At 69.7% G+C, this 24,873-nt stretch carries 17 protein-coding genes; 7 read left to right on the top strand and 10 right to left on the bottom strand.

The annotated features are described in order from the left end of the window. Window positions 1–75: 75 nt before the first annotated feature. On the bottom strand, window positions 76–537 hold the full coding sequence (locus tag AB0F61_RS29615) for an SRPBCC family protein (protein ID WP_357816305.1): 462 nt from the start codon (window positions 535–537) through the stop codon (window positions 76–78). Between the two features lie 35 nt (window positions 538–572). Then, window positions 573–1,400 (bottom strand): NAD(P)H-binding protein, encoded by an 828-nt coding sequence (locus tag AB0F61_RS29620; RefSeq protein ID WP_357816307.1) that lies wholly within the window; start codon window positions 1,398–1,400, stop codon window positions 573–575. Window positions 1,401–1,495: 95 nt separating this feature from the next. On the opposite strand from AB0F61_RS29620, the gene AB0F61_RS29625 reads away from it, so the two are divergent. Both AB0F61_RS29625 and AB0F61_RS29630 read left to right on the top strand, forming a co-directional pair. After that, window positions 1,496–1,900 (top strand): helix-turn-helix domain-containing protein, encoded by a 405-nt coding sequence (locus tag AB0F61_RS29625; protein ID WP_357816310.1) that lies wholly within the window; start codon window positions 1,496–1,498, stop codon window positions 1,898–1,900. Window positions 1,901–1,981: 81 nt separating this feature from the next. Beyond that, entirely contained in the window at window positions 1,982–3,496 is a 1,515-nt protein-coding gene (locus AB0F61_RS29630) for a cellulose binding domain-containing protein (RefSeq protein ID WP_357816312.1), read from the top strand. Between the two features lie 61 nt (window positions 3,497–3,557). Here the strand turns inward: AB0F61_RS29630 and AB0F61_RS29635 are convergent, their stop codons facing one another. From AB0F61_RS29635 to AB0F61_RS29650, 4 genes are all read right to left on the bottom strand, one after another. Continuing rightward, entirely contained in the window at window positions 3,558–5,999 is a 2,442-nt protein-coding gene (locus AB0F61_RS29635; RefSeq protein WP_357816315.1) for an XRE family transcriptional regulator, read from the bottom strand. Between the two features lie 253 nt (window positions 6,000–6,252). Then, the gene (locus AB0F61_RS29640; RefSeq protein ID WP_357816318.1) at window positions 6,253–7,140 is read right to left on the bottom strand and encodes an SDR family oxidoreductase; all 888 of its coding nucleotides are present in this window, start codon (window positions 7,138–7,140) and stop codon (window positions 6,253–6,255) included. A 40-nt stretch (window positions 7,141–7,180) separates the two neighbouring features. After that, window positions 7,181–8,188 carry an alcohol dehydrogenase catalytic domain-containing protein gene (locus tag AB0F61_RS29645; RefSeq protein WP_357816321.1) on the bottom strand — a complete coding sequence of 336 codons (1,008 nt, stop codon included), beginning with the start codon at window positions 8,186–8,188 and terminating at the stop codon, window positions 7,181–7,183. 163 nt (window positions 8,189–8,351) lie between these two features. After that, window positions 8,352–9,188 (bottom strand): alpha/beta hydrolase, encoded by an 837-nt coding sequence (locus tag AB0F61_RS29650; protein ID WP_357816323.1) that lies wholly within the window; start codon window positions 9,186–9,188, stop codon window positions 8,352–8,354. Window positions 9,189–9,694: 506 nt separating this feature from the next. On the opposite strand from AB0F61_RS29650, the gene AB0F61_RS29655 reads away from it, so the two are divergent. After that, window positions 9,695–10,204: an SRPBCC family protein gene (locus tag AB0F61_RS29655; RefSeq protein WP_357816325.1), complete on the top strand. Its 510-nt coding sequence runs from the start codon at window positions 9,695–9,697 to the stop codon at window positions 10,202–10,204. 30 nt (window positions 10,205–10,234) lie between these two features. On the opposite strand, the gene AB0F61_RS29660 is transcribed toward AB0F61_RS29655, so the two are convergent. Together AB0F61_RS29660 and AB0F61_RS29665 are read right to left on the bottom strand one after the other, a co-directional pair. After that, complete coding sequence (locus AB0F61_RS29660; protein ID WP_357816327.1) at window positions 10,235–13,030, bottom strand: AAA family ATPase; 2,796 nt, start codon at window positions 13,028–13,030, stop codon at window positions 10,235–10,237. A 410-nt stretch (window positions 13,031–13,440) separates the two neighbouring features. Further along, window positions 13,441–14,415: a helix-turn-helix domain-containing protein gene (locus AB0F61_RS29665; protein WP_357816330.1), complete on the bottom strand. Its 975-nt coding sequence runs from the start codon at window positions 14,413–14,415 to the stop codon at window positions 13,441–13,443. 146 nt (window positions 14,416–14,561) lie between these two features. Between AB0F61_RS29665 and AB0F61_RS29670 the strand changes: the two genes are divergently transcribed. Further along, window positions 14,562–15,200, top strand: a complete 639-nt coding sequence (locus AB0F61_RS29670) for an HD domain-containing protein (RefSeq protein WP_357816333.1) — start codon at window positions 14,562–14,564, stop codon at window positions 15,198–15,200. A 171-nt stretch (window positions 15,201–15,371) separates the two neighbouring features. Here AB0F61_RS29670 and AB0F61_RS29675 read toward each other — a convergent pair whose 3' ends face one another. Beyond that, the gene (locus AB0F61_RS29675; protein ID WP_357816335.1) at window positions 15,372–15,734 is read right to left on the bottom strand and encodes a helix-turn-helix domain-containing protein; all 363 of its coding nucleotides are present in this window, start codon (window positions 15,732–15,734) and stop codon (window positions 15,372–15,374) included. A gap of 95 nt (window positions 15,735–15,829) precedes the next feature. Between AB0F61_RS29675 and AB0F61_RS29680 the strand changes: the two genes are divergently transcribed. Next, window positions 15,830–16,645, top strand: coding sequence for an alpha/beta hydrolase (locus AB0F61_RS29680; RefSeq protein ID WP_357816338.1), 816 nt, complete (start codon window positions 15,830–15,832; stop codon window positions 16,643–16,645). A gap of 162 nt (window positions 16,646–16,807) precedes the next feature. On the opposite strand, the gene AB0F61_RS29685 is transcribed toward AB0F61_RS29680, so the two are convergent. After that, window positions 16,808–18,172, bottom strand: coding sequence for a BNR repeat-containing protein (locus AB0F61_RS29685; protein WP_357816341.1), 1,365 nt, complete (start codon window positions 18,170–18,172; stop codon window positions 16,808–16,810). A gap of 757 nt (window positions 18,173–18,929) precedes the next feature. Here AB0F61_RS29685 and AB0F61_RS29690 point away from each other — a divergent pair. Further along, on the top strand, window positions 18,930–21,629 hold the full coding sequence (locus tag AB0F61_RS29690; protein WP_357816344.1) for an RICIN domain-containing protein: 2,700 nt from the start codon (window positions 18,930–18,932) through the stop codon (window positions 21,627–21,629). 135 nt (window positions 21,630–21,764) lie between these two features. Next, window positions 21,765–24,650, top strand: a complete 2,886-nt coding sequence (locus tag AB0F61_RS29695) for a glycoside hydrolase N-terminal domain-containing protein (protein ID WP_357816347.1) — start codon at window positions 21,765–21,767, stop codon at window positions 24,648–24,650. Window positions 24,651–24,873: the final 223 nt, after the last annotated feature.

Consider the following 24,873-nt stretch of genomic DNA (forward strand, 5'->3'; position numbering starts at 1 on the left):
CACCACGATGACCTGGCCGTTGATGTTGGTCTGCTCCCGCAGCAGCATCCGCACCACGCACTCCCGAACGGACGCTCACGTCTCGAGGTGGGCTGCGAGGTTGGCCAGCGAGGAGTTCAGACCGGCAGCGTGGTCGGCGGCGGAGATGCCGGCTGGGACGTTCTCCGCTCGGAACTCCACGCGTGTGCCGTGCTCCACGGCCGTGACCTCCCACGTCATCGTCATGGTGCCGGCCTGGGCCGGGTCGTCGGAGACGAAGGTGACGGCCTGTACCACCCGGGCATTGGGGACGACGTCAACGAACGCGGCCTCGACGACGTCCGAGTCTGCTGTGGTCTTGCCGCGCCCGGTCGACGCGTCGGCGTAGGTGAGCACAAGCCGGTAGGACCCACCCGGACGCGCGTCGAACCACTCGAATCGGCCGCTCATGCCGTCGGGTGGCAACCACGTTGTCAGCGCCTCGGGCTCGACGAAGGCCGCATAGACGCGGTCGAGCGGAGCCGCGATCACCCGGGAAGCCGTGTCAGTCCGAGCCATGGGCGGATTTTACAAGTGCGCACCCGTTACTCGGACTACTTGAAGGCCGATGCGTTGCGTACGGCCCATGCGGCGAAGGTGCGCGGCGCACGACCGAGAATCCGTTCCACGTGCGGGCTCACCTCTTGCTCGCCGATTCTCGGCGTGCCCAGAATGTTCAAGGTGTTCTCCACGACCGGCTCGGGCATGAACCGCAGCATCTGTGCCCGAGCCTCTGCGCGGCTCTGCTCGACGAACTGCACCGGTTCACCGAGCGCGTCGGCGATCGCCGACGCCTGCTGCCGGGGTGAGATCGGTGCGGGACCGGTAAGCACGTAGGCCTTGCCGATGTGCGTGGTGTCCCGCAACACCGCGGCGGCCACCTCGGCGATGTCGGTGGGGTCGATGGTCGGCAGGGCGACATCGCCGAACGGGGCGGCGATCATCCGTTGGCTCCGGACCATTTCCGCCCACGCGAACGTGTTCGAGTGAAAGCCTCCTGGCCGCAGCAGCGTCCATTCCAGATCCGACTGCACGACGGGGTCCTCCAGAGCGGGGGGATGGCTTCCCGTCGCGACGCCCTGGGAGGAGAGCAGGACAACGCGGCGGATCCCCCCTGCGCGCGCGGCGTCGAGAACGTCGCTGACCTTGCCTTCGGCCGACACGAAGTCGCCCGAGGTCAGAAGGAACAGCGCTTCGGCTCCGTCGAACGCGGACGGGAGACTCCCCGGATCGGCCAGGTCGGCCTGCTGATGCCGCACCCCCGCCGGTACGTCCAGCGCGGAAACCCTCCGCGACACCGCCGTCACGTGTTCGCCGGCCTCGGCGAGCGCCCGCACGAGCGGCCGTCCAACATTGCCGGTCGCCCCGGTCACCACGATCATGTCTGCCCCCTGCTGTCGAGTTCTTCGGCTCGACGGAAGCTATCAACGCCGTGATAGTAGGTACCTACAGGAAAGTATTGGGAGAGAGGCCAATTGTGACCCACGACATGGACCCGGCGGCTCGTACCGAGGTCGCCCCGGAGCAGGCGTGCCCGATCGCCCCGGTGGTCGACATCGTCTTCAGTCGGTGGACCACCCCGATCCTGTGGGCCCTCAACGAATACGGGCGTCATCGATTCGTGGAACTGGAGCGCCGCATCACCACCATCACACCGAAGGTGCTGACCCAGCGGCTACGGCAACTGGAACGCGACGGGCTCGTCACGCGCACCTATCACCCAGAAGTTCCACCCCGCGTGGAGTACGAAATCAGCGAGCTGGGACGCAGCCTGGCACCGCTGTTCGCCACCCTCGCCCACTGGTCGGGCAACCTGGACAAGGTCGAGCAGGCCCGGCGGCACTACGACGCCAGGCAACGAGTCGGCAGCCGCCGGAGCTGAGCCGGCAGGACCGCCGGCATGTTGACTCCTGCCGGGCGTCCTGCCTGTCTCCGGGCAGCGGACGTTGCTTGACTCAGCGGCATGACATCAATTCGGAAAGCGATCACCTGTACGGTGGTCGTCGGGGCACTGGTCGGCGCGACGGCGCTCACCAGTCCCGCCTCCGCTGACGCGGAGTCCGGCCAAGCGGGGGCCGCCGGGGCCGCCAAGTCCCTCCTCGACATCATCCCGGCACCGACCCTGGACCGGATGGTCGCCCAGGCCCCACTTGTCGACGCGGCCAATGTCATCCGCACCGCTGTGGACCGCGCGCCGGCACGCGGCTATGCCGGCATCGGCCTGGTCGACGACCACGTCACCCTGTGGTGGAAGGGTGCGCCGCCCACCGACATCGCCGCAGCCGTCACCGCCGCCCGCCGCACCGCGCCGGTCCAGGTGGCCAAGGCCACCTACTCCCGCGCCGACCTGAGCAAGGCGGCCGCCGCCCTCACCCCGGTGGTGAAGGCCAACCCGGCCGACGCCAGCCACTCGGTGCGGCTGCGCACCGACGGCACCGGCATCGACATCGGCGTGGACTACACCGCGGGCGCCAAGCTGCCGAAGCTGCCGGCCACCGGCGTCCGTACCAGCTTCGTCAGGAGCGACCGGATGGTGGAACGGTCGCGGGCCAACGACGCCGCGCCGTTCGACGGCGGGGCGGGCATCGGCTTCACCACGCCCGGATGCACCGCCGGCTTCGGCGTCCGCAACGCGGACACCAACGCCGGTTACGTCCTCACCGCCGAACACTGCGGAGCCATCGGCTCGCCCTGGCACGTCGGCTGGAACACCACCACCGGCACCGGCACCCTGGTCGGCTACGCGGTCGACAGCAACGACGACCACGACACGATGATCATTTCGACGGCCACCCCCGGCGAGCACCTCTACGTCGGCGGTCAGCAGGACGAGGTCCGCGCCCAGGTGGTCGGCTGGACCGAGGTCTTCCCCGGCCAGCTGCTGTGCCAGTCCGGGTACACCTCCGCGGGTGCGATCGGCGGCCCGGTCTGCAACCTGCGGGTCGACTTCCACTACGACGACATCGAGGACCTCGTCGAGGCAACCCAGCTCGACGGCCAGGAGGCCGCACGGGGCGGCGACAGCGGCGGCCCGGTCTACGCCGTCAACGCCAACGGCACCGTGCTCGCCGCCGGCACCACCACCCGATCGGCCGGTAAGGGCTTCGGCTTCCAGGACTTCGCCACCGCCCGCGACGACTACGGCAACATCGTGCCGGCAACGCCGATCGCCAGTACCTGCCGGGTCTCCTTCGTCGTCACCAACTCGTGGGGCACCGGCTACAGCGCCAGCGTCACCGTCTACAACGACGGCCCGGCCACCAACGGCTGGTCGCTGGGCTGGGCCTTCCCCGGCGGGCAACTCGTTGAGGGCCACTGGAACGGCGTCTTCCAACACACCGGCTCGGCGGTGACAGTCACCAACGAGAGCCACAACGCCAGCATCCCGACCGGCGGGGCCGTCAACTTCGGCTTCACCGCGGCCGGCTCCCCCGCCACCCCGGTCCCGTTCACCCTCAACGGCACCACCTGCAACTGACCCCTGTCCATGCACACCGGGCCCCGCCGCGTCGTCGGCGGGGCCCGGTACGTGTCCGGGATCAGGACTCGGCCAGTTCGCGTCGCAGGGTGGCGCGCAGGCTCCGTACCTCCGGGGCGTCCAGTTCGCCGCACCTGTCGAGCGCCCGCTGGCGCAGCAGGCGGGCGTCGGCGGCCCGGCCCGGAGCCGAACCGGCCAGCTCCGCGAGCGCGGACAGCGTCTGCGCCTCCCACCACGGGCAGGACAGCGCGGCATACATGGCCAGCGCCGCCCGCAGCGCCTCGGCCGCCGCGTCGGCCTCGCCCAACGCCTGAAGCGCGAGCCCGTAGCGATGGACGGCGGTGGCCTCGCTGAACGTCGCGCCGCACCTGTTGAACACCCGCCGGGCGCGGGCGTACTCGTCAGCGGCGTTCCGCCAACGGCCCATCCCGGCCAGGTCCGCGCCGAGGCTCATCATCGCGCCGGCCCGGGCCACCGCCGCGCCGGTACGGCTGAGACCGTTGCCCTGGACGTAGAACGCCAGCACCTCGCGGTGCAACTCGGCCGCCTCGGAGAACCGGCCGAGCGCGGCCAGCGCTCCGCCCAGCGCGCTCGCCGCGCTGTGCTCGCCGAGGGCGTACCCGATCTCGCGGAACAGGCCCACGGCCCGGCGGCAATTGTCGATGGCCGACCCGCCGCGGCCGGTCCGGATGAGGATGGCGGCGGTGTAGGTCAGCGCCCACGCCTCCTCCCGGCGGTCCCCGATCCGCCGGGCCAGTTCCAGTGCCCGGGCCAGGGCGGCCAGCCCGTCGGTGTTGCGGTCCCGGCAGAAGTACCGCGCCCAGCCCAGGAAGTTCAGCAGTACGGCCTCGTCGCGGGGGCTACCGGCAGCCCGGGCCGCGGCCGCTCCCAGCGAGAAGATCTCGTCCCAGGAGTGCCGGTGACTGTTGGCGTCCGAGTACCAGTGCAGAGCCCTGGTGACCGCGACCACGTCGGCGTGCCGACCGCGCCGGGCCGCGTCGCGCAGCGCAGCCAGCCAGTTGCCGGACTCCCGATCCAACCAGTACGCCGCCGCTGCATCGTCGTCGAACGGGGAGTCGACCCGGCAGGCGACCGGTTCGAACATCAAGCCGGCCTCCCGGGTACGCCGCAGCAGCCAGCCGACCATCTGATCGTGCGCCCCCGCCCGGCAGGCCTGTTGTTCCTCGGCGTCGAGGCGTTCCTGGGCGTAGAGCCGGACCAGGTCGTGGAACTGGTACCGGTCCCCCACGGTGAGGAGGACACCGGCCTCGACCAACTCCTCCAGGGCCGCCGCCGCGGTCTCCTCGCCGGTGCCGGCCACGGCGGCGACCAGCGCGGGTTCGAAGTCGGTGCCGGGAATCAGCGACGCCCGCCGGAACACCCGCGCGGCCATCGGGTCCAGTTGCCGGTAGGAGACCTCGAACGCGGATCGGACGCCCAGGTCTCCGGCGGTCAGCACGGTCAGCCGCTGACGCTGGTCGCGGAGCAGGTCAACCAGCCAACCGACCGACCACTGCGGTCGGCTGGCGAGGCGGTTGCCGGCGATCCGGACGGCCAGCGGCAGCCGACCGCAGAGTTTGACGAGTTGGTCGGCAGCGGCCGGCTCGGCGTCGATCCGGTCGGCACCGACGATCGCCGCCAGCAGCAGTCGAGCGGCTGCCGGGGCGAGCAGGTCGAGCGGCAGGCGGACCGCACCGGCAAGACCCGTCAGTGGACGCCGGCAGGTGACCAGCGCGAGGCATCCCCGCCCGGCCGGCAGCAGGGGGCGTACCTGTGCCTCGCTTGCGGCGTTGTCCAGGACCACCAGCAGCGGCCGGTCCCGGGTGAGGGTGCGGAACAGACCACCACGCTCGGCCGGCGACACCGGCACCCGGCTGTCCGGCACCCCGAGCGACCGCAGCAATCCGGCCAGCGCCTCGGCCGGGTCGAGCGGGCCGTCCGGCGAGGCGCCCTGCAGGTCGACGAAGAGCTGTCCGCCGGCGAAGGCCGGGCTGAGTCGATGTCCGGCGGCGACGGCGAGGCTCGTCTTGCCGATCCCCGGCGGCCCGTGCAGCACCACCACCGAGGCGGTGTCCGGCCGCCCTGCGGTGACGTCGGCGGCCAGTGTCGAGAGCCGTTCCAGGATCTCCGCCCGACCGGCCAGGTCCGGAACGGCGGCGGGCAGTTCCCCGGGTACGACCACCGCCGGGCGATCGTCCGGCAGGCGATCGCCCGGCACCTCCACGCGGTCGTCCGGCACCTCCGCGCGGTCGTGCGGCTGCCGCTCGACCCGGGCCAGGGCGACGAAACGGTCGCGGTCCGCCCCGGCCAGCCGCAGGGCGTCGGCGAGCAGCACCACCGTCCGTCGTTGCGGGCTGCGCACCCGGCCGCGCTCCATCTCCCGGATGCCGCGGACACTGGAGCCGGCCGCTTCGGCAAGCTCCTCCTGGGTCAGCCGCCGCTCCAAGCGGAGGGTCCTGAGGAGGCCCCCGAACTGGTCACGCCGCACCTGACTCTTGGGCATGCTCCCCCAACCACCCAACGTCCGCACTTACGTAACGTGCATCGATGCTCCCATGTGCGTGACGAGTTACGGCCCACTGTGCACCGAGTGTGAGTATCGCCATGGCGAGTCCTCGACTCGGCGGACGCACCCGGAATGGGGATGATCAGTTCACCTGGGCGCAGCGACCGGCGCGCCGCCGCGTCGGTCGCCGCCGCCGATGAGCCGTTCATTGGATCGGGGATGTGTTTGTCACAGCCATTCGGGTCGTCCGTCAGTTGTGCGGGTGGAGCAGGTCGTCGAGGCCGATGCGCGTGAGGAACTCGGCTCGGATCCGGTCGGCGACCACACTCACCACCTCGGAGCCGTCGTCGACGGGGTCGACGTGGACCCGGAACGGCCGCTTGCCGTGCGGCGTCTCCACGACTCGCACGACCGCCGCGGCCACCTCGGCGACGTCGGCGTCCGGCGGCGCGAGTTCCGCCAGCCGCTGTGAGACCTGCGCCATGAGGCCCCCGTACCGTTCCTCGTACGCGTCGACGGTCGCCTGGTCCGCCGGGCGGCCGCTGTGGGCGAAGTGGTTCGTGCCCTGGGTGAAGGAGCCCGGCACGACGATGCTGGTCTCGATGTTGAAGCGGGCCAGCTCGCCGGCGTAGCTGATCGCCAGGGCGTCCATGCCGGCCTTGGCCGCGAAGTACGGGCCGAGGTACGGCGGGGTGCCGCCCCGGGTGCTGCTCGAACCGATCCAGACCACGAGGCCGTTGCCACGGGCACGCATGCTCGGCAGCGCGGCCCGGTTCACCCGCTGGGTGCCGAGCACGTTGATGTCGTAGACGTCGGCGATCTCCTCGGGCGTGAACGCCTCGGTCGGCCCGGTGACCATGTGCCCGGCGTTGTGGACCAGGACGTCGAGCACACCGTGCTCGGCGACGATTTCCGCGACGGCGGCGTCGGCGGACTCCTGCGACTGCACGTCGAGTTCGATGGTGCGCAGGTCGACGTTGTTGTCGCGGGCGAAGGCGGCGGTCGCCGAGACCGCCGCCGCGTTGCGGCCGGTGGTGGCACGCATGCTGGCGTAGACGGTGTGGCCGGCGCGGGCGAGCGCCTGGGCGGTGAGCGCCCCGAAGCCGCTGGAGGCACCGGTGATCAGTACGACGGACATGAGGTGTCTTCCCTTCAATGATCGATGCTGACCGTGGTGGTCAGAAGACGATGACGCTGCGGCCGTGCGCGGTCCCCGACGCCATGGCCGCCAGCGTCGCCGGCGCCTCGTCGAGGGAGATGCGGGTGATCTCGGGGAGGATCCCGTGCGCGGCGGAGAAGGCGAGGGTGTCGCGGAGGTCGTGTGGCGACCCGGACGGGTTGGCCATCACGTGCAGCCGGTTGAGGACCATCGGCTGGGTGGGCAGGCTCAGCGGGGTGTTGTCGTAGCCGCAGAGGACAAGCGTGCCGTCGGGGGCGAGCCCGCCGAACGCGGCCGCCGCGGCGGCGGTGGTGGGCGCGGCGTTGAGGATGACGTTCGCCCCACCGTCCCAGTCCTTCAGCGCCGCGGCGGGGTCCTGCTCGCTGGACACGATGAACCGCTCCGCGCCCAGCGACAGCACCTGCTCCTCGGCGCGGCGGGAGTGACCGAGGACCGCGACGCGGGCGCCCATCGCGGTGGCGTAGCGGATCGCCAGCGCTCCGATGCCTCCGGAGCCGATGACGGCCACCCGTGACTCCGGGCGGGTCCCGGCCTGCCGAAGGCCGTTGAACGCCGTGATGCCCGCGCACATCAGCGGTGCCGCCGCGACCGGGTCCAGTCCGGCCGGCAGTGGAGTCACAAACCCGGCCTTCAACACCGCGAACTCGGCGTACCCACCGTCGACGACGATGCCGGTGATCCGCTTGGCCGGGCAGAGGATCTGGTCACCGCGTACGCAGTAGTCGCAGTGCCCGCACGAGTCGGCCAGGAACTGCGCCCCCACCGCCGTACCCACCGTCGGGAAGGCGACCCCGTCCCCGACCGCCTCGACGACACCGGTGATCTCGTGGCCCGGCACCACCGGGAAACGAGCGAACGGGAAATGGCCGCGGACCAGGTTCAGGTCGGTGAAACACACCCCACAGGCGGTCATCCGGACCAGAACCTCGCCGGGTCCGGGGGTGGGGACATCACGTTCGACGAGCGACAACGGGGCGTCGACAGCCGTCGCGACAGCAGCGTGCATGGTTGATTACTCCTTCTGGGTCAGTCGATCGGCCGTCCGTCGGGCGGCTGACTTCGGGCAGCGGCGGCGCGCCGCGTGGGACGCGCCACTGTGGTGCGACGGTGGCGGGCGGGAGCGGAATCGCGGCCTGCCCGCCCGCCACCGTGAGCCGTTCTTCAGGCCGTCACTTGGCGAGGAAGGCGACCAGTGCGTTGTTGACCTCGTCGGCGTGGGTCCAGAGCAGGCCGTGGGGCGCCCCGTCGATCTCGACGTAGTCGGCGCTGGGAAGCGCCTTGTGGAACGGGCGTCCGGTGGAGTCGATCGGCAGGATGCGGTCGCCGGTGCCGTGCAGGATCAGGGCCGGAACATCGATCTTGGGAATGTCGTCCCGGAAGTCGGTGATCCAGGTCAGCGGGGCGGCGGCGGCCGCGTACCAGCCGCCGCTGGCGGCGACGGCCCAACTGTTCCGGACGGCCTCCTCGCTGATCCTGGTGCCCAGGTTCTCGTCGAGGTTGTAGAAGTCGGCGTAGAAGGCCGTGTAGTAGGCGTACCGGTCCTTGCGCACCTGCTCGGTGATGCCCTCGAAGAACTCCCGGGGCGCGGCGCCGGTCGGGTTGTCGTCGGTCTTGAGCAGGAACGGCTCCAGCGAGGCGAGGAAGGCCACCTTCGCGACCCGCGCTGATCCGTAGCGGCCCAGGTAGCGGGCGGCCTCACCGGTGCCCATGGAGAAGCCGACCAGTACGGCGCTGGTCAGGTCGAGCTGCTCCATGAGGACGTTCAGGTCCGCGGCGAAGGTGTCGTAGTCGTACCCGAGGACCGTCTGGCTGGACTGGCCGAAGCCACGGCGGTCGTAGGTGACGACCCGGTAGCCGGCACGGAGCAACTCGGCCGACTGCTTCTCCCACGAGTGCCCGCTGAGCGGAAACCCGTGGATCAGGACGACCGGCTGACCGGTGCCGTGGTCCTCGTAGTACAGCTCGATCGCCGTGTTGTTCTCTTCGCCCACTGTGATGTACGGCAAGTGCTTTCCCTTTCCCTGAGTGACCCCTCGCTGTGGAGGGGCGCCGCAGGCGCCGGTGACACGGCGTCGGCGGAGCGCCGTTGCTCCGCCAGCCGCACTCGTCGTTCGGCGCGCTCTGCGGTGATCACAGACTCGGTCACCGGCGCCGGTGACCGCACCCGTCACATGACTGGACGCGCGTCCGTGAGTTGGCAGGGGTTATCTCCGGACCCGGTGACGTACTCGACCGGCACATTGACGTACGCCACCGGCCGGGCCCGGCGGACGCAGTGCGGCCGCGGTCGGGGCGGCAGGAGGTACGACGGTCTCGCCGTTCGTGCTCGGACACCGGCGGCTGGCCGGTTACGTCCTCGGTGGCGGCCTGTCCCGTCGAAGGCCAGTCATCCGCTAAGTCGTTTGACCGGTCACCTGGCGAGCCACCGGGGACAAGCTGGGTCAGGCAAGGTGTGGAGGTTTCGGCACCCCCGCGATCAGTGGGTGCCAGGAGTAAGGGAACGGAGAACCACATGCGTCATCCACAGGCCGGCGCAGGCGTGTCCTGGGCGCGTACGGACAGCTACCGCTCCACGGATTTCACGGCCCCCGGCACGGAATCCTCGATGCACGGCGAGACAGTCATCGCTGCGTCACCGGAACGGGTGTACGCCCACCTGGTCGACGTCCAGCGGTGGCCCGACTGGGTTCCCGAGGTACGACGAGCGCACGCCCCGAACGGGATTCAGCTGGGTGCGGAGTTCGAGATCGAGATGTACGGGATCCATCTGGAGGCCGTGGTGTCCGAGTACCAGCTCAACGCCCGGTTCGGTTGGATCGGCTCCTCGCCGGACATGAGCCTCTACCAGGCGTGGGAACTCGTCCCGTTCCCGCCGGGCACCCAGGTGATCGCGAGGAAGGTCGAGCGCGAACTGACGACGGTGGTGGTGGGCGGCTCCCGGGTGGAGGCGCTCTACTACGCCCACCAGAACACGCTGCTGCGACTGCGGCAGTTGGCGGAGGCTGGCGGGCCGTCGGCGTGAGGGCGGTGCCGGGTACCGCACACGTCCGCACTACGGTTCGGGTGCCACTTCGATTTCCCGGGCCGCATCCTCGTCCGGCGCCAGGAGCGCGTCGCGGAGCGCGGCCCGGGAGGTGATGCCCAGCTTGGGAAAGATCTGGTACAGATGGCTGCCGACCGTCCGGTGCGAGAGGAACAGCTTCTCGCCGATCTGCTTGTTCGTCAGACCAGAAGCCGCCAGTTGCGCGATCTCCCGTTCCTGAACGGTGAGCACGGCGGGACGTGGGTCGTTTCTCGGCTTCGTGAGACCGGTGGCACGCAACTCGTTGCTCGCCCGTTCGACCCACGGCCGGGCGTCCAGCCGCTCGAAGGTGTCCAGGGCCGTCCGGAGTTGGGCCCGGGACTTCGCCGTCGCTCTGCTGCGGCGCAACCACTCCCCGTACGCCAGACGCACCCGCGCCAGATCGAACGGCCAGCGCTCGATGTCGGGCAGCGCCAACGCCACCTCGAAGAGCTCCTCGGCACGGTCGTTCGGGGCGGCGAGGGCCGACGCCGCCGCGCCGAGCAGCCCGAGCCGCGGCGACAGCGCGGCGAGGTTCGCCTCCTTGAGGGTGGCGGCGTGCGCCGCGGCCTCGGGGAGCCGGTTGGTACGGGCAGCGGCCTCCACCAGATCCAGGCAGCCCCACAGGGCGTGCGGCACGTACGGCGCGAGCGTGCCCGCAGGACTGAGCAGCGTCGCGTGCTGGTACGCGCTCTCGAAGTCACCTCGCGCCAGATCGTTCAGACCCCGCACGTGGTAGGCGTAGAACTCCGCCGCCCGCGCGCCGCGGGGTACCGCGAAGCGCAGAATCCGATCAGTCAACGCATCACTGGCCTCGGCGTCTCCCCGTACGGCGGCGAGCAGCGCCTGGATGTACTGGAAGTACCAGCCGAAGAACCGGAACCCGTGCTCGTCGCACAGCCGGATGCCCTCGTCGGCGAGATCCGCGGCCTCGCCCCACCGCCCGCTGTGGTAGTCGTCCATGCAGAGGTGCAACAGCACGCCGAGGTGGCGGCGAGCCGGCGCGGCACCCTCCCGACCGAGGCGGACAATCCGCCAGTCGGCCTCTCGACAGGCCCACAGCCGGTCCAGGTAGATCGCGGCGATGCCGATGCGAACGATCTCCGTGGGGTCGACCTCGGCGCCCGTTCCGGCGACGAGCGCGTCGAGGCGGCCGGCCACCGCATGGCCCATGCGTGCCGGGTCGCTGAAGGTGCCGGCCGCCACCGTGAGCAGCTCGGGCGCCTTGGGCGTCAACCGGTTGAGCGCGGCGAAGAACGGCTCCCAACTGCTGGGCTCACCCGTGAAGAAGCAGAGCAGCAGAAGCGTGTGCAGCACGTCGATCAGGGCCTCGTCGTCGGCGTCGTAGCCGTGCCCACCCGCCTCGATGGCGCCGACCAGCAGTCGGTGCGCGGTCCGGACGTCGCCGTCGCTGTTGAGCAACAGGTGCACGGCGGCTGCCGTGGCGTACAACGAGCCACCCGGGCTGGCCCGACGAGCGTCGTCCAACAGTTGCGAGGCGTTTGTCAGTTCGCCGCCGGCGTCGGCGCCGATGTAGGCGGCCTGCGCAAGCCGTCGACCGCGCTCGGCAGGATCCGGTGTCAGGTCGGCGGACCGGGTCAACGACGCCACCGCGCCCACGGCGTCACCGCGGCGCAGGATCTGGTGCGCGGCCTGCTCCAGCAGAGCGGCGACCCGCTCGTCCGGCCCGACCGCCGCCTCGCCGAGGTGCCATGCCCGACGCTCCGGCTGCCCGACGAGTGTCCGGGCGAGGGCGCTGTGCGCCCAGCGCAGTTCGCCGCTGGTGGCCACCTCGACGACTGCCGACTCGATCAGAGGGTGCCGAAAGGCGAACCGACGGGTGCTGCTGTGGACCCGGACCAGCTGGTCGCGCTCGGCCGGTTCGAGATCATCAAGGTCGTGGTCGCTCGCCGCATCGAGGAGCACGCCGAGTTCGCCCGTACCGTCCAACGCGCCGAGCAACAGGAGCCGGCGGCAGGCTTCGGGCAGGTGGGACACCCGCGTCGCGAAGAGTGCCTGCAGCCGTCGGGTCAACGGCAGGACGGCGGGCAGGGAGGCCGCAATGAGACGTTGCGACCCGCTCAACGCGGAGGGCAGTTCCAGGAGGGCGAGCGGGTTCCCGCGTGCCTCCGAGAGCAACCGTCGCCGGACCGCCGGGGCGAGTTCGGGAAAACGCTGGTTGATCAGTTCGCTGGCGGCGTCCGGCCGCAGGGGCTGCAGTTCGAGTTCGGGGAGTCCGCCCTGCTCGAAGAAGCTCGCGGTGTGCGACCGGGTCGCGGCCAGGAAGCCCACGCTCGTGCCCACCAGCCGGCGCGCGACGAACCCGAGCACCGCCGAACTGGACCGGTCGAGCCACGGGAGGTCGTCGACGATGAGCAGCAGCGGCCGGGCCGTGGCCATGGAGCGAAGCAGGAGCAGCACCGCGTTGGACACCAGCAACCGGTCCGGCGGCTGGCCGCTGCCGAACCCGAGCGCCACCCGGAGCGCCTCACGGTGCACGGGCGGGAGTTCGGCGAAGGCGTCGTAGAGCGGAAACAGCAGCTGGTTCAAGCTGGAGTAACTGATGTCCGCCTCAAACGCGACGCCGGCCGCACGGAGCACGCGCATCCCCGTCTCCGCGGCGGACTCCGCGACCGCGTCGAGCAGTGCCGTCTTGCCCACCCCGGGCTCTCCGGACACCACCATTGACCCACCGTTGACCGTCGCCCGGCGCAGAAACCTGCGGGCCACCGCAAGTTCCTCGTCACGGCCGATCAACGACCACGTCGGCGCTTCGGAACGATCCATGCCGGGCACCTCCTGGCTGCGCTCGGAGCGACTCGAACCGCTGCCCCTTGATCGTTTGCGTCCGCTCGGAAGGCCGCCCGGCACCAGCGGGGGTCCGTCAGGCGTTGAGCTGGGCGTCGCCCAGCGGAGCGGTCGAGGAGTAGTAGATGACGGAGAGCTTGGTCATCGGAGGCACCCTCTCGGCAAGGTAGCTGCCGGTGATAAATTTGCTTTAGCAACGACATGACTCTAGCAACGGCAGCGAGGCGACGTCCCCGAGGGCGGGATCGCATCCTCCGGCGCCGACGACGGATCGGCGGTCTTCACGGTCGGCTCCGGCCCGTACCGGTACCGCCGGGGTTGACCGGCCGCCGCGCGCCTGATCATCGGTGGGTCGACCCCAGCGGGCAGCGGAACCCGGGTCTCCGGAATCACCAGGCGGTGGTGGTTGTGGTCCGGAACCGGCGCTGGTAGACCGACGGCGGGATGCCGTACGACGCGGTGAAGGCCCGCCGCAGCGTTTCGTCGCTGCCGAACCCACTGCGCCGGGCCGCCTCGGTGACCGTGCCGCCCCGCTCCAGCAGCGCGCGGGCCGCCTCGACCCGGGCAAGTTCCAGGTAGCGCGCCGGGGTGAGCCCGAACTCCTGTTGGAAGAGCCGCCGCAGGTGGCGGGGGGTCATCATCGCGTCGTGCGCCATCGCCTCGATCGGGTACGCCCGGGCCGGGTCGGTGGCGACCCGGTCGGCGACCCGGCGTAGCCGCTGGTCGAGGGTCGGCGGCAGGTCCTGCCGGACGGAGAACTGGGACTGCCCACCCGGGCGCTGCATGAACACCACGAGTTCCCGGGCGACCTCGCGGGCCAGGTCGGCACCGTGGTCCTCCTCGACAAGTGCGAGGGCGAGGTCGATCCCGGCGGTGACCCCGGCGCTGGTGGCGAACCGGCCGGAGCGGACGTGGATGGCGTCCGGCCGGACCTCGATCTCCGGGAATTCGGCCTGTAGGCGGCCGGCGTGCCGCCAGTGGGTGGTGGCCGGGTGGCCGGCGAGCCAACCGGTCCGGGCCAGCACGAACGCGCCGGTGCAGACCGCGGCGAGCCGGGTCGGCGGCCCGATCAGTGGACCCAGTCGGGCACGTAGGTCCTCGGCGTCGGGCAGCGCGGTCAGGTCTTCGGCTCCGGTCAGCACGAGCGTGTCCAGCGGCGTGGACTCGGCCACCGTGGTGTCGGCGGACAAGCGAACCCCGGACGCGGTACGCACCGAATCCGACCGCCAGCCGAGCAGGGCCACCGCATAGTCGGCGCCGCGCTGGGTAGCCCCGGTGAAGACGTCCACCGGCCCGGAGACGTCGAGTAGCTGCACCCCGTCGAAGACGAGCACCCCGACGCGGTGTGACCGCCCTCGGCTCATCCGACCCGCTCCCTCCAGCCGATCCGATGTCCGCATCTGTGGGATGACGGTCCTTCTGGACATGGCCCGGCCGAGTCTAGCCCGGCAGCATCGGTGGCGAACCTCAGCACCAGCAGGAACCTCCGTAGGAACAGGATGAACACACCATGGCCGAAACCATCGCCGGGATCACCATCCCGGACACCCCGCTCGTGGCTGCCGCTACCGACCTCGTCCGGGCAGCCACCAACGACCTGTTGTTCCGGCACAGCCGCCGGGTGTTCCTGTTCGGCGCGCTCCAGGGTGAGCGGCGTGGTCTGAGCCCCGACCTCGAACTGCTGTACGTCGGTGCCATGTTCCACGATCTCGGCCTGACCGAGCGGTACGGCAGCACCGACCTGCGGTTCGAGGTCGACGGAGCACATGCCGCCGAGCGGTTCCTGCTCGACCATGGCCGACCTGCTGCACAGGCCCGCAAGGTCTGGCTGTCCATCGCGTTGCACACCACGCCGGGGGTGCCGGAGTTCCTCGACCCGGAGATCGCACTGGTCACCGCGGGAGTGGAGACCGACGTGCTGGGCATCGGTTACCGCGACCTCGATCCGGAACGGATCGCCGAGGTCACCGCCGCCCATCCGCGCCCCGACTTCAAGCGGCAGATCCTGGCCGCCTTCAACGAGGGCAACAGGCACCGCCCACAGACGACGTTCGGCAACGTCAACGCGGACGTGCTCGCCCACTTCGACCCGAACTTCGTCCGGGACGACTTCGTGGAGGTCATCCTGCGCAACGACTGGCCGGAGTGACGGTCCGCTCGGAGGGAACGTCCGCTCGGGGTGGCCGACCTGTCCGGTGTCGGACGTCGGCGACCGCCGGGGGGCGTTCCGGCCCGAGCCGGCCCGATTCGCGGCTCGGGCCGGCTTCCCACAGGTCCAGCGTGCGGTCCGGTCAGCTGTACCTGCCCCGCCGGGGCGCCACTACTGGTCAGGTTTGCGACGGCACTCTTCGATTGTTGATATGTGCTGCTCGGCCCACGCCCGGACCGCTGCCAGCGGGGCGTCCAGGGAGAGACCCAGGCTGGTGAGCGCGTAATAGACCCGCGGCGGCACGCTCGCCTCGACCCGGCGGGTGACCAGGCCGTCGCGGCACAGGCTTTGCAGCGTCTGCGACAACATCTTGTTCGACACCCCGGGGGCGCGGCGGCGTAGCTCCGCGAACCCGAGCTCCACCGGGTGGTTCTCCGCCAGCACCTTGATCAGCATCGACGTCCACTTGTCGCCGATCCGGTCGAGCAACTGCCGGGTCGGGCAGGCCGGGCTGAAGAGATCCCCGGTTACCACGGGCTCACCAGGTGACGCAAAAGTGCCGTCTTGCGAAGTCATCCGGCGTCTCCCAAGTTAAGTAGGTAACCAATGGTAACCAGCGGGAGGCACACGTGGAGTTGCGCAGGATCCGGACCAACGGCACCGAGCTGAACGTCGCCCTGGACGGCGCGGGCCCACCGGTGCTGCTGATGCACGGCTGGCCGCACACCTGGCAGGTCTGGCGCGAGATACTGCCGTTGCTGGGTGGGCGGCGCCGCGTCATCGCGCCAGATCTGCGCGGGCTCGGGGACAGCGCTCGCGCGGCGGACGGGTTCGACGCGGTGACCGGGGCCGGTGACATGCTCGGCCTGCTCGACGCGCTGGGGGTCGAGCAGGCCGAGGTCGTGGCCTTGGACGCAGGCGTGCCCGCCGCTTTCCTGCTCGGCACCCTGCACCCGGCCCGGGTGCGTCGCCTGGTGCTGATGGAGGCGACGCTGCCCGGCCTGCCTGGTGGCTTCCCGGCACCACCATGGTGGTTCGGCTTCCACTCCGCCCCTGGGCTCGCCGAGACGGTGCTCGAAGGCCACGAGGCCGAATACCTCGACTGGTTCCTCGTGGCCGGCACCTTCGAACGTCGGGGCGTGCCCCCGGAGATCCGCGACGCGTTCGTCAGCGCGTACACCGGTCGTGAGGCGCTGCGCTGCGGCTTCGGTTACTACCGCGCCGCCGAGCAGAACGCGGCGGCGATCTCCGCGGCCGGCCGGCTGACCACGCCCACCCTGGCCGTCGGCGGCAACACCGTCGGCGACCTGCTCCACCGGCAGCTCACGCCCATTGCCGATGACCTTTCCGGTGAGCTGATCCCCCACAGCGGCCATCTCGTGCCACTGGACCGCCCGGACGCGGTCGCGCAGTTGCTCCTCATCGACTCCGCCACGTCCCGTTAGCCGATCGGCGCAGTGGTTCGGCGGTCGGGCACCGCAGCTCGACCCGCGGACACCAATCCTCGACAAGCCGGCGACCAGGGGCATCCGCCGGATCAAACGATGACTGCGCCACGAGCGGGAATCCGTTTCCGCTCCCGCTCGTGGCCACCCCCGCAGGGTCAGTCAGTTCCCGGCGCTTGTGAAGTTCAGGACGTCGATCCGGCTGCCGCCCTGGTGCGGTGCGAAGACGCTGGCGATGTTGTTGGACTTCAGCAGGCGGTGGTCGAGCAACGGATCGGAGGTGAAGGTCGCCGTGGACCGGTAACGCACGGCCCAGTCCGACCAACCCGAGGCTCGGGACGCGGTCGCGACCTGCAACACTCCCGTGTTCGAGGCGGCGCTGACCACGAACAGATTGTCACGGGAATCGACGCCGATGTCGCCGCGGCTGACGCCCGCCTGGTAGCCGAGGATCCGCTGGCGCCACTGGCCGGTCGCAGCCTCACGCCAGTAGTGAACGAGCACCGCGCTGGTGCGGGCGTTGGTGAAGACGGCGTCACTGGGCGCCGACGGCGGCAGGTGGGAGGCCAGGACGTGCACGTTCCCCGCCGAGTCGACGGTCTGCGATTCCTGGTTCATCAGACCGCGGTTCTGCCCGATGGTCCAGAACCGCGCCGCGGCGTTGGTCGTCGAGATCGGGCTGGAGTCGGCAGTGCCGATCAGCGCACCCGAACCACTGCGCCACGTTCGGCCCCGGTCCGTGCTGTACGCGTAGTAGAGATCGTGGTTGGTGCTCGCGTCCATGGTCTCCCGGACGGTCCAGGTCATGTGCAGCACGCCCTGCCCGTCGTACTGGAAGCCGAACAGATAGGCATTGTTACCGAGCGTGGTGCCATCCATGATCTTGCCGACGAAGTTCCACGAACCCGCCCGATACTCGAACAGGACCTGGTTGCCGTTCCCACTCTCCCCCGTACGGATCGTCAGTTGCAGACTGCCGTCCGGCATGGTGGTGAACTGCGGATAGGTCATGACCGCCATGTCGCGTCCGGCGAGGTTGTTCTGCACGGCGCCGAAGATGCCCGGTGACCAGGTGGCGGTGTCCGGTGAGGTGGCGATTCCGGCCACCGACTTGCGATAGCGAAACCGCTGGGAATGCATGTCGAACGACAGGTGGATGCTCCCGTCCTCGTGCGAGAGCCCGATGCTGATCACATTGTGTGAATCGGTGGTGGTGGTCCGGTAGTCCGTCAGGCGGATGGTCTGCCACGTGCCGTTCGTCGGACGCCGGGAGACGTTGACGTAACCCTGCTCGTCCCAGAACGCCGCGTACTGCCATCGCTTGTGCGAGACGATGCCGTCCTGCTGGAAGGATTCGCCGTTCATCAGGCCCGTGTAGCTTTCCGCGGTACGGCCCTGGGTGGTCAGCGTGGTCGTGGTCGGCGCACTCACCGTCGGCGACGCCGCCGAGGCAGCGGAGCCGGAGCTGACGACCAGCAGGAGCCCGGCCAGCGCCGAACCGGCCTGGTAACACTTCAAGACCGTCATCGAAGATCCTCTCTCGGTGGGCGTCCGGACGCCACACGTCGCCGCCGCCCAAGTCTCGACGCACTCCACTCCCCTGGAAGCGAGATACCGGCCAGCTGGCAGCTCGAGAGGCTCCCGAGGATCGTCGTCGACGAGCAGTCGGGACCCTGGGGTCCGGCGCTGGCGAACACCACCGCTACAGCCGCGGCACCGGTGGTGAGTGCTGTCCGCCGTTGTGACTGCCTTCCAGCAGCGGCCGCCTCGATGCGGCCGATTGACTGTGGTGCACACCGTAACGGGCGTACACCACAGCGCGCGACCGCTGTCACCCCGGTCAGGAGATGCAGAACCGTCGGCTCGCTGAGGCCGAGATCCTTGCAGTCCCAATCGCTGTCCTGGTCGTAGTACCTCCAGCCCGTGCCGGCCGCGTAGTGGAACAGGTAGACACCGCGGGCGAAGCACTCACGACGCCAGTGGTCGCGCGACGATGCGGTTCCGGCGGGGCACGGCGACCAGGAGGCGACAGGCCTTTCGTCCTACCTTTGCTGCGGCTTTTGTTGGGCATTGGTGGAATTTCAGGCGTCGGCAAGAGATAGATGAGTCGAAATCCTTGACTCGGTGCCCGTGTTGCCGGTTAATCACATCTACATGTCGGCTGTGTTCCACCCTCCCGGGTGGTCGATGACGCCGGTCGATCGTCGAATCGATTCGACTACCGCCGGCGCATATGCCTTTGCTCGAAGCCATGAGGCCGTCGGGTGAGTCACAGGAGGTTTCCGTGCATCGTACGAACGTCCACTGGGGTGGCCGAATGTCGGCGCCGGCCAGGGGGCTGGCCGCGACCGTGGCGCTCGGCCTGACTCTGACGCTGGGTGGCCTGACCCTGGCGACCCCCGAGCCGGCCCTGGCCGCACCGGTCGCGACGCAGAGTGTCGCGGCCGCCGGACTTGACGGTGTCGCCGCCGGTAACGCAGCGATCGCCTCGGTCGATCTGAGCGGGACGTGGAGCTTCACGCCCTCGGGTCGGGCGACGACCTCGATCACGGTGCCCGGTGGCGGCTGGTACAAGCAGGGCTTCACCGACGTGACCGAGGCGGTGTACTCGCGCAGCATCACCGTGCCGGACTCGGGGCAGCCGCAGTCGACCTGGATCGAGTTCGGCGCCGTCAACCACCAGGCGACGCTCTCCGTCGACGGTCGGGTGGTGGCGACCCAGACGACCGCGTTCACCCCGTCGAACTTCGACATCAGTAGCTACGCCGCACCGGGCACCACCCACACGATCAGCGTGCAGGTGAAGGGCCGCGGTGCGTTGAAGTCGTCCGACGGCAAGTACCTGGTCCCCATAGCGGCCGACTGGTCCGAGGCGATACCGCAGGGCATCTACCGGTCCGCGTCCCTGCGGGTGTATCCGGCGGTGTACGTCAGCGACGCGTTCGTCCGCACCTCGGTGGCGAACCGCACCCTCAGCTACGACGTGTCGGTGACCAACTCCTCGGCCACGACCAGAACGGTCACCCTGAGCGGGTCGCTCACGTCCGACGGCGCGGGCTCTTTCAGCTACCCGCAGCTGCCGCAGCAAACCGTGACGGTGGCGGCCCGTTCGACGGCGAAGGTCACGGTGGGTCCCGTGGCGTGGGACCTCGGCGCCACCTCGTACTGGTGGCCCAATGTGCCGTACCGGTCCGGGTACCGGGCCCAACTGCACCGCCTGGCGATCCACGCCACCGCTGACGACGGCCGCACCAGTGACGCCACGTACCGCTTCGGGTTCCGGGAGAGCACGCAGAACGGCGAGTACTACTACCTCAACGGCGTGCGGGTGAACTTCCGTGGCGACAGCCTGCAGGGCGCCGACTACGACCGGGTCAACAACGGCGGTAAGGGCGACGCGTACGACACCCTGCCCGGTTTTCTGCCGCCGTCGTCCGGCAACGGCGGCTGGCCCGCGGCGGTGAACAACTACCAGCGTCTCAACTACAACGTGGTACGCATGCACATGGAACCGGCCAGCCCGTACATGCTCGACGTGGCCGACGAGATGGGCCTGATGGTCATCGACGAGACCGCCATCCGCAGTGGTTCCCAGGACTTCGTGTCCGGACGCAACAACATGATGGCCCACGCTCGGGCGCTGACCCTGCGTGACCGCAACCATCCGGCGATCATCCGCTGGAGCCAGATCAACGAGCCCAGCTCCAACAACAACGACTCGCAGCAGTTCCAACAGGACCTGTACGCGGCGATGAACGGCAACGACGGCACCCGGCCGATCAGCATCGACGCCGGCCCGGGCGCGGACTCGCCCAGCCGGTACCCGGCCATGACCTACTCCAACTTCGCCATCTTCGGGCACTACCTGGACGGCGTCGGCCGCTACGGCGAGGCCCTGAATCGCCATTCCGGGCGCCCGGACGGCGAAGGCGAGTACATCTGGCCCGCCTGCAGCACCAAGCAGGGCTTCACGTGGTTCGCCACCGCGACTGCTGCCAAGCGCGGCAAGGACGCCAGCGACCTGCGCCCGTACACGCTGCTGTCCGCCTGGGCCAGCGTGGTGCCGGGCGTGCGAACCACCGACTTCACCACGGAGGAGAACAGTCGCCCGGTCTACGGTGCGGACAACCTGCCCGACCCGTGGAGCAACGCACAGATCCAGCGCGTGCAGGCGGCGTTCAACCCGGTGGCCGCGGTCGACCTCCCGTACTGGTCAGCCTCCGGCAATTCGGACTCGAACGGCAGCTTCCCGCTGCCGCAGGCGGTGCCCAGCTACGCCCGCAACGCCACGGTGACCCGCAACATCACCGTGTTCAACGACGACCTCACCAACACGTCGGTGACCTTCGCCTGGACCGCCCGGCTCGACAGCCCGACCGGCACTGTCGTCGGGTCCGGCAGCAGCAACCTGACCATCCCACTCGGCTCGCGGGTGACCCAGCCGGTGTCCTTCACCACCCCCGCCACCGGTAGCCGCGTGTACCTGCAACTGTCGACCACGAAGTCCGGCAGCACCACCTTCACCGACTCGGCCGAATACCTCAACCTCGGCGGAGGCGGCGGCACCGGGCCGACTCCCGGCACCTACCGCATCGTCAACCGCAACAGCGGAAAACCCCTCGCCATCGCCGGCAACTCCACCGCCGACGGTGCCAAGACGGTCCAGCAGAGCGGCACCCCCACCTGGACGATCAGCGCCACCCAGGACGCGTACACCCTGCGCTACACCGCCTCCGGAAAGGTGCTCGACGTCAACGCCGGCAGCACCACGACGGGCCTGCAACTACAGCAGTGGTCGGCAAACGGCGGCACCAACCAGACGTGGTACCTGCGGCCCACCGGTGACGGCTACTACACCATCGTCAGCCAGGCCAGCGGACTGGCGGCCGACGTCTACGCCGCCTCGACAAGTGACGGCGCGCAGGTCGTGCAGTGGACCGCCAACAGCGGGACCAACCAACAGTGGCAGTTCGTACCCGCCTGACCAGTGGCAAAGGTGGTTGACAAGTCCGACCGCCGGTGACCGCCTGACGATCGTCGTGAGGCCTACTCGGGCACGGGGGTTCCCGCGCCCGAGTAGACCACAACCCTTCAGCCTCGGTGTCGAGAGGAACTACTGATGTCAGACCTGCCCGTGAGCCGTAGGCGCCTACTCGTCACCACCGCGCTGACCGCCGGCTCGGCGGCCCTGATCCCGGCCGTGGGCGCCGGACGGGCCGCCGCCGCTGCGCCTCAGGTCACCATGCCCGAGCGCGGGATCTACGACGCGACCGCGGCGACAACCTGGACGGACGGGTTCCTCATCGGCAACGGCGAGTACGGCGCCGTCCTGTACGGAACGCCAGCCCTCGAGAAAGTGATCTTCAATCACCACCGCTTCGTGCTGCCCAACGGCAGCCGGGGCGTGACCCCGCCAGTGATCTCCGGGCGGCTGGCCGGCGTGCGGGACAAGGCGCTGGCCGGGAACTACGCCGGAGCCAACACGGACTTCGCGGCCGGCTGGAGCCTGCGCTGGACCCAGACCTACCACCCCGGCTTCGAGTTGCAGATCAGCACGCCCGGCATGACCACCGCCAACGGGTACGCCCGCATCACCGACTTCCGGACCGGGGAGGTCACCTCCACCTGGACCGACAGCAACGGCACCTGGACTCGCCGCGCCTTCGCTTCCCGAGCCGACAAGGTCGTCGTGCACGAACTGACCCCAGCCGCCGGACGGTCGATCGACGCGACGCTGAGCGTCAACACATCCCTGGCCGGCGTCCCCGGGTCGGTCCGTTTCACCACCCTGTCCAGCGTCATCGACGGTTCCGGTTACCTGAACCTGCGGGGCACCTACCCGTCCGGGCAGGGAGCGTTCGGCTTCGAGGGCGTCACCCGGGTCGTCGCCACCGGTGGCACGGTAGCCGCGAACGGGTCGACCATCGTCGTCACCGCGGCGACCAGGCTCGTCCTGCTGACCAAACTCGACAGGTACGAGTCATCCACCGCTTGGGACGGCAAGCCGTTGCACGCGGCGCTGGCGGCGGTGAGCGCCGACTACGGCACCCTGCGGACCCGGCACGTCGCCCTGCACTCGGCGATGTACGACCGCTCCCGCCTGGACCTGAACGTCTCCGCCGCCGACCGGCAACTGTCGACCACCGAGCTGATCGCCCGGCAGAACGCCAACCGCAACACCATCGATCTGGCCCTGCTGGAGCGCCTCTACGACAGCGGCCGTTACCTGTTCATCAGCTCCAGCGGCGTGCTGCCGCCGCGGTTGACCGGAATCTGGGCCGGCACCTGGAACGGCGCCTGGGCCGACGACTTCACCACCGATGCCAACATCAACCTGCAGGTCGCCGGCGGCAACATTCTCGACCTCACCGATGCCATGCAGGGCTACTTCAACCTGATCCTCGGCCAGCTCGCCCACTGGCGCACGAACGCTCGCAACCTGTACGGCGCTCGCGGCTTCCTGGCCCCATCGCGAACCGACGGCGAGTACGGATACATGCTGCACTTCGACCCCGGCTTCCCCGGCCAGTGCTGGACCGGTGGCGCGGACTGGCTGCTCTATCCGCTGCTGGAGTATTACCAGGTCACCGGGGACCGGACATTTCTGGCCGAGAAGCTGGGACCGGCGCTGATGGAGCTGGCGCTGTTCTACGAGGACTTCCTGACCCGCACCGATTCGGCCGGCCGTGTGGTGTTCGTGCCGTCGTTCTCGATGGAGAACTCGCCGGCCAGCACGAACGTCCTGCTGGCGATCAACGCCACCGGCGACATCCAGGCCGGCAGACACGCCCTGCGGGCGGCCGTCGAGGCCGCCAACGCGCTCGGTGTCGAACAGGGCGCCGGCCAAGGTGTCGCACGCTGGACGGCCCTGCTGGCGAAGCTTCCGCCGTACACGGTCAACGGCAGCGGCGCCCTTGCCGAATGGTCCTGGCCGGGCCTCACGGACCGCTACAACCATCGCCACGTCCATCACCTGTACGGCGCGTGGCCCCTGCACGAGATCAATCCCGAGGAGGCGCCCGGTCTGGTCACCGCCGCACTGAGGGCCTTGGCGCTGCGCGGTGACGAGAACACCTCGGCGCACGGCAGCCTGCATCGAGCCCTCGCCTCCGCCCGGCTCAAGGACGGCGCCGGCGTCTACAACAATCTCCGGAAGATCATCGGCAACAACATGATCTTCCGGTCGCTGATGACGGCACACAACCCGAATCTGGAGACCTACAACGCCGATGCGGCCAACACGCTGCCGGCCGTGCTCAGCGAAGCGCTCGTGTACACCAGGCCCGGCATCATCGAGCTACTGCCCGCCGTGCCCGGCCAGCTCGCCAAAGGCACCATCACCGGGGTCCGCGGACGCAACCAGGTCCGCATTCACAGCCTCTCCTGGGATCTGCCTGGTCGCTCAGTAACCGTGGCACTCACCTCGACGATCACCCAGGCGATCACCCTGCTCAGCCGGCGCGGGATGGCATCCATCACCACGTCCGCGACGGTCACCCCCTCGCCGCTCGGCTCGCATGCCCGGGTGATCTCGTTGACGGCCGGGCAACAGGTACAGGTCGTCGTCGGTCTGCCGGCCACCGGCGGCGTCGTTCGACTGGTCAACCGGCGCAGCGCAAAGGTGCTGGACGTCAACGGCGGCTCCACCACGGACGGGGCAACTGTCATCCAGTGGCCGTGGACTGGCGCGACCAACCAGCAGTGGCGGCTGCTGCCCAACAGCGATGGCTCATTCCGGCTGTCCGGTGTCAAAAGCGGGAAAGTCCTGGACAGTCCAGGTGGATCGGGCCAGGGCGCGGCACTCGTTCAATGGGCCGACAACGGCGGACGTAACCAGTGGTGGAATCTCGTCCCGGCGACGACCAGCGGCTACTACCGGTTCGTCAACGTGAGCAATGGCTGGTGTGTCGGCGTCGAAGGCGGCTCCACCGCGGACGGCGCCAGGGTGGTCCAGCAACCGGTAAGCGGCGAGATCAGCCAGGAATGGCAGGTCCTTGATGCCTGAGCGGTAGGTCGGCCGCTGGGACCGGCCCGGTCCAGAGCGCACGTCTGACCTTTAGGGAGTACCGGTCAGTCGATCGCCTCTTGCGCGCCGACGCCGCAGGGCGATGACGCGAACAGTAAGGTGACGCGCCGCCCATGCAAACTGATGCCGACGCGAGCGAAGTGGCACCCCGTGCGGCACGGTGAGGTGGACGGGCAGAGCGGGTGTGGGCTGGCTCTGCGAG

It is taken from the genome of Micromonospora sp. NPDC023888 (assembly GCF_040639415.1).
GTDB lineage: Bacteria > Actinomycetota > Actinomycetes > Mycobacteriales > Micromonosporaceae > Micromonospora.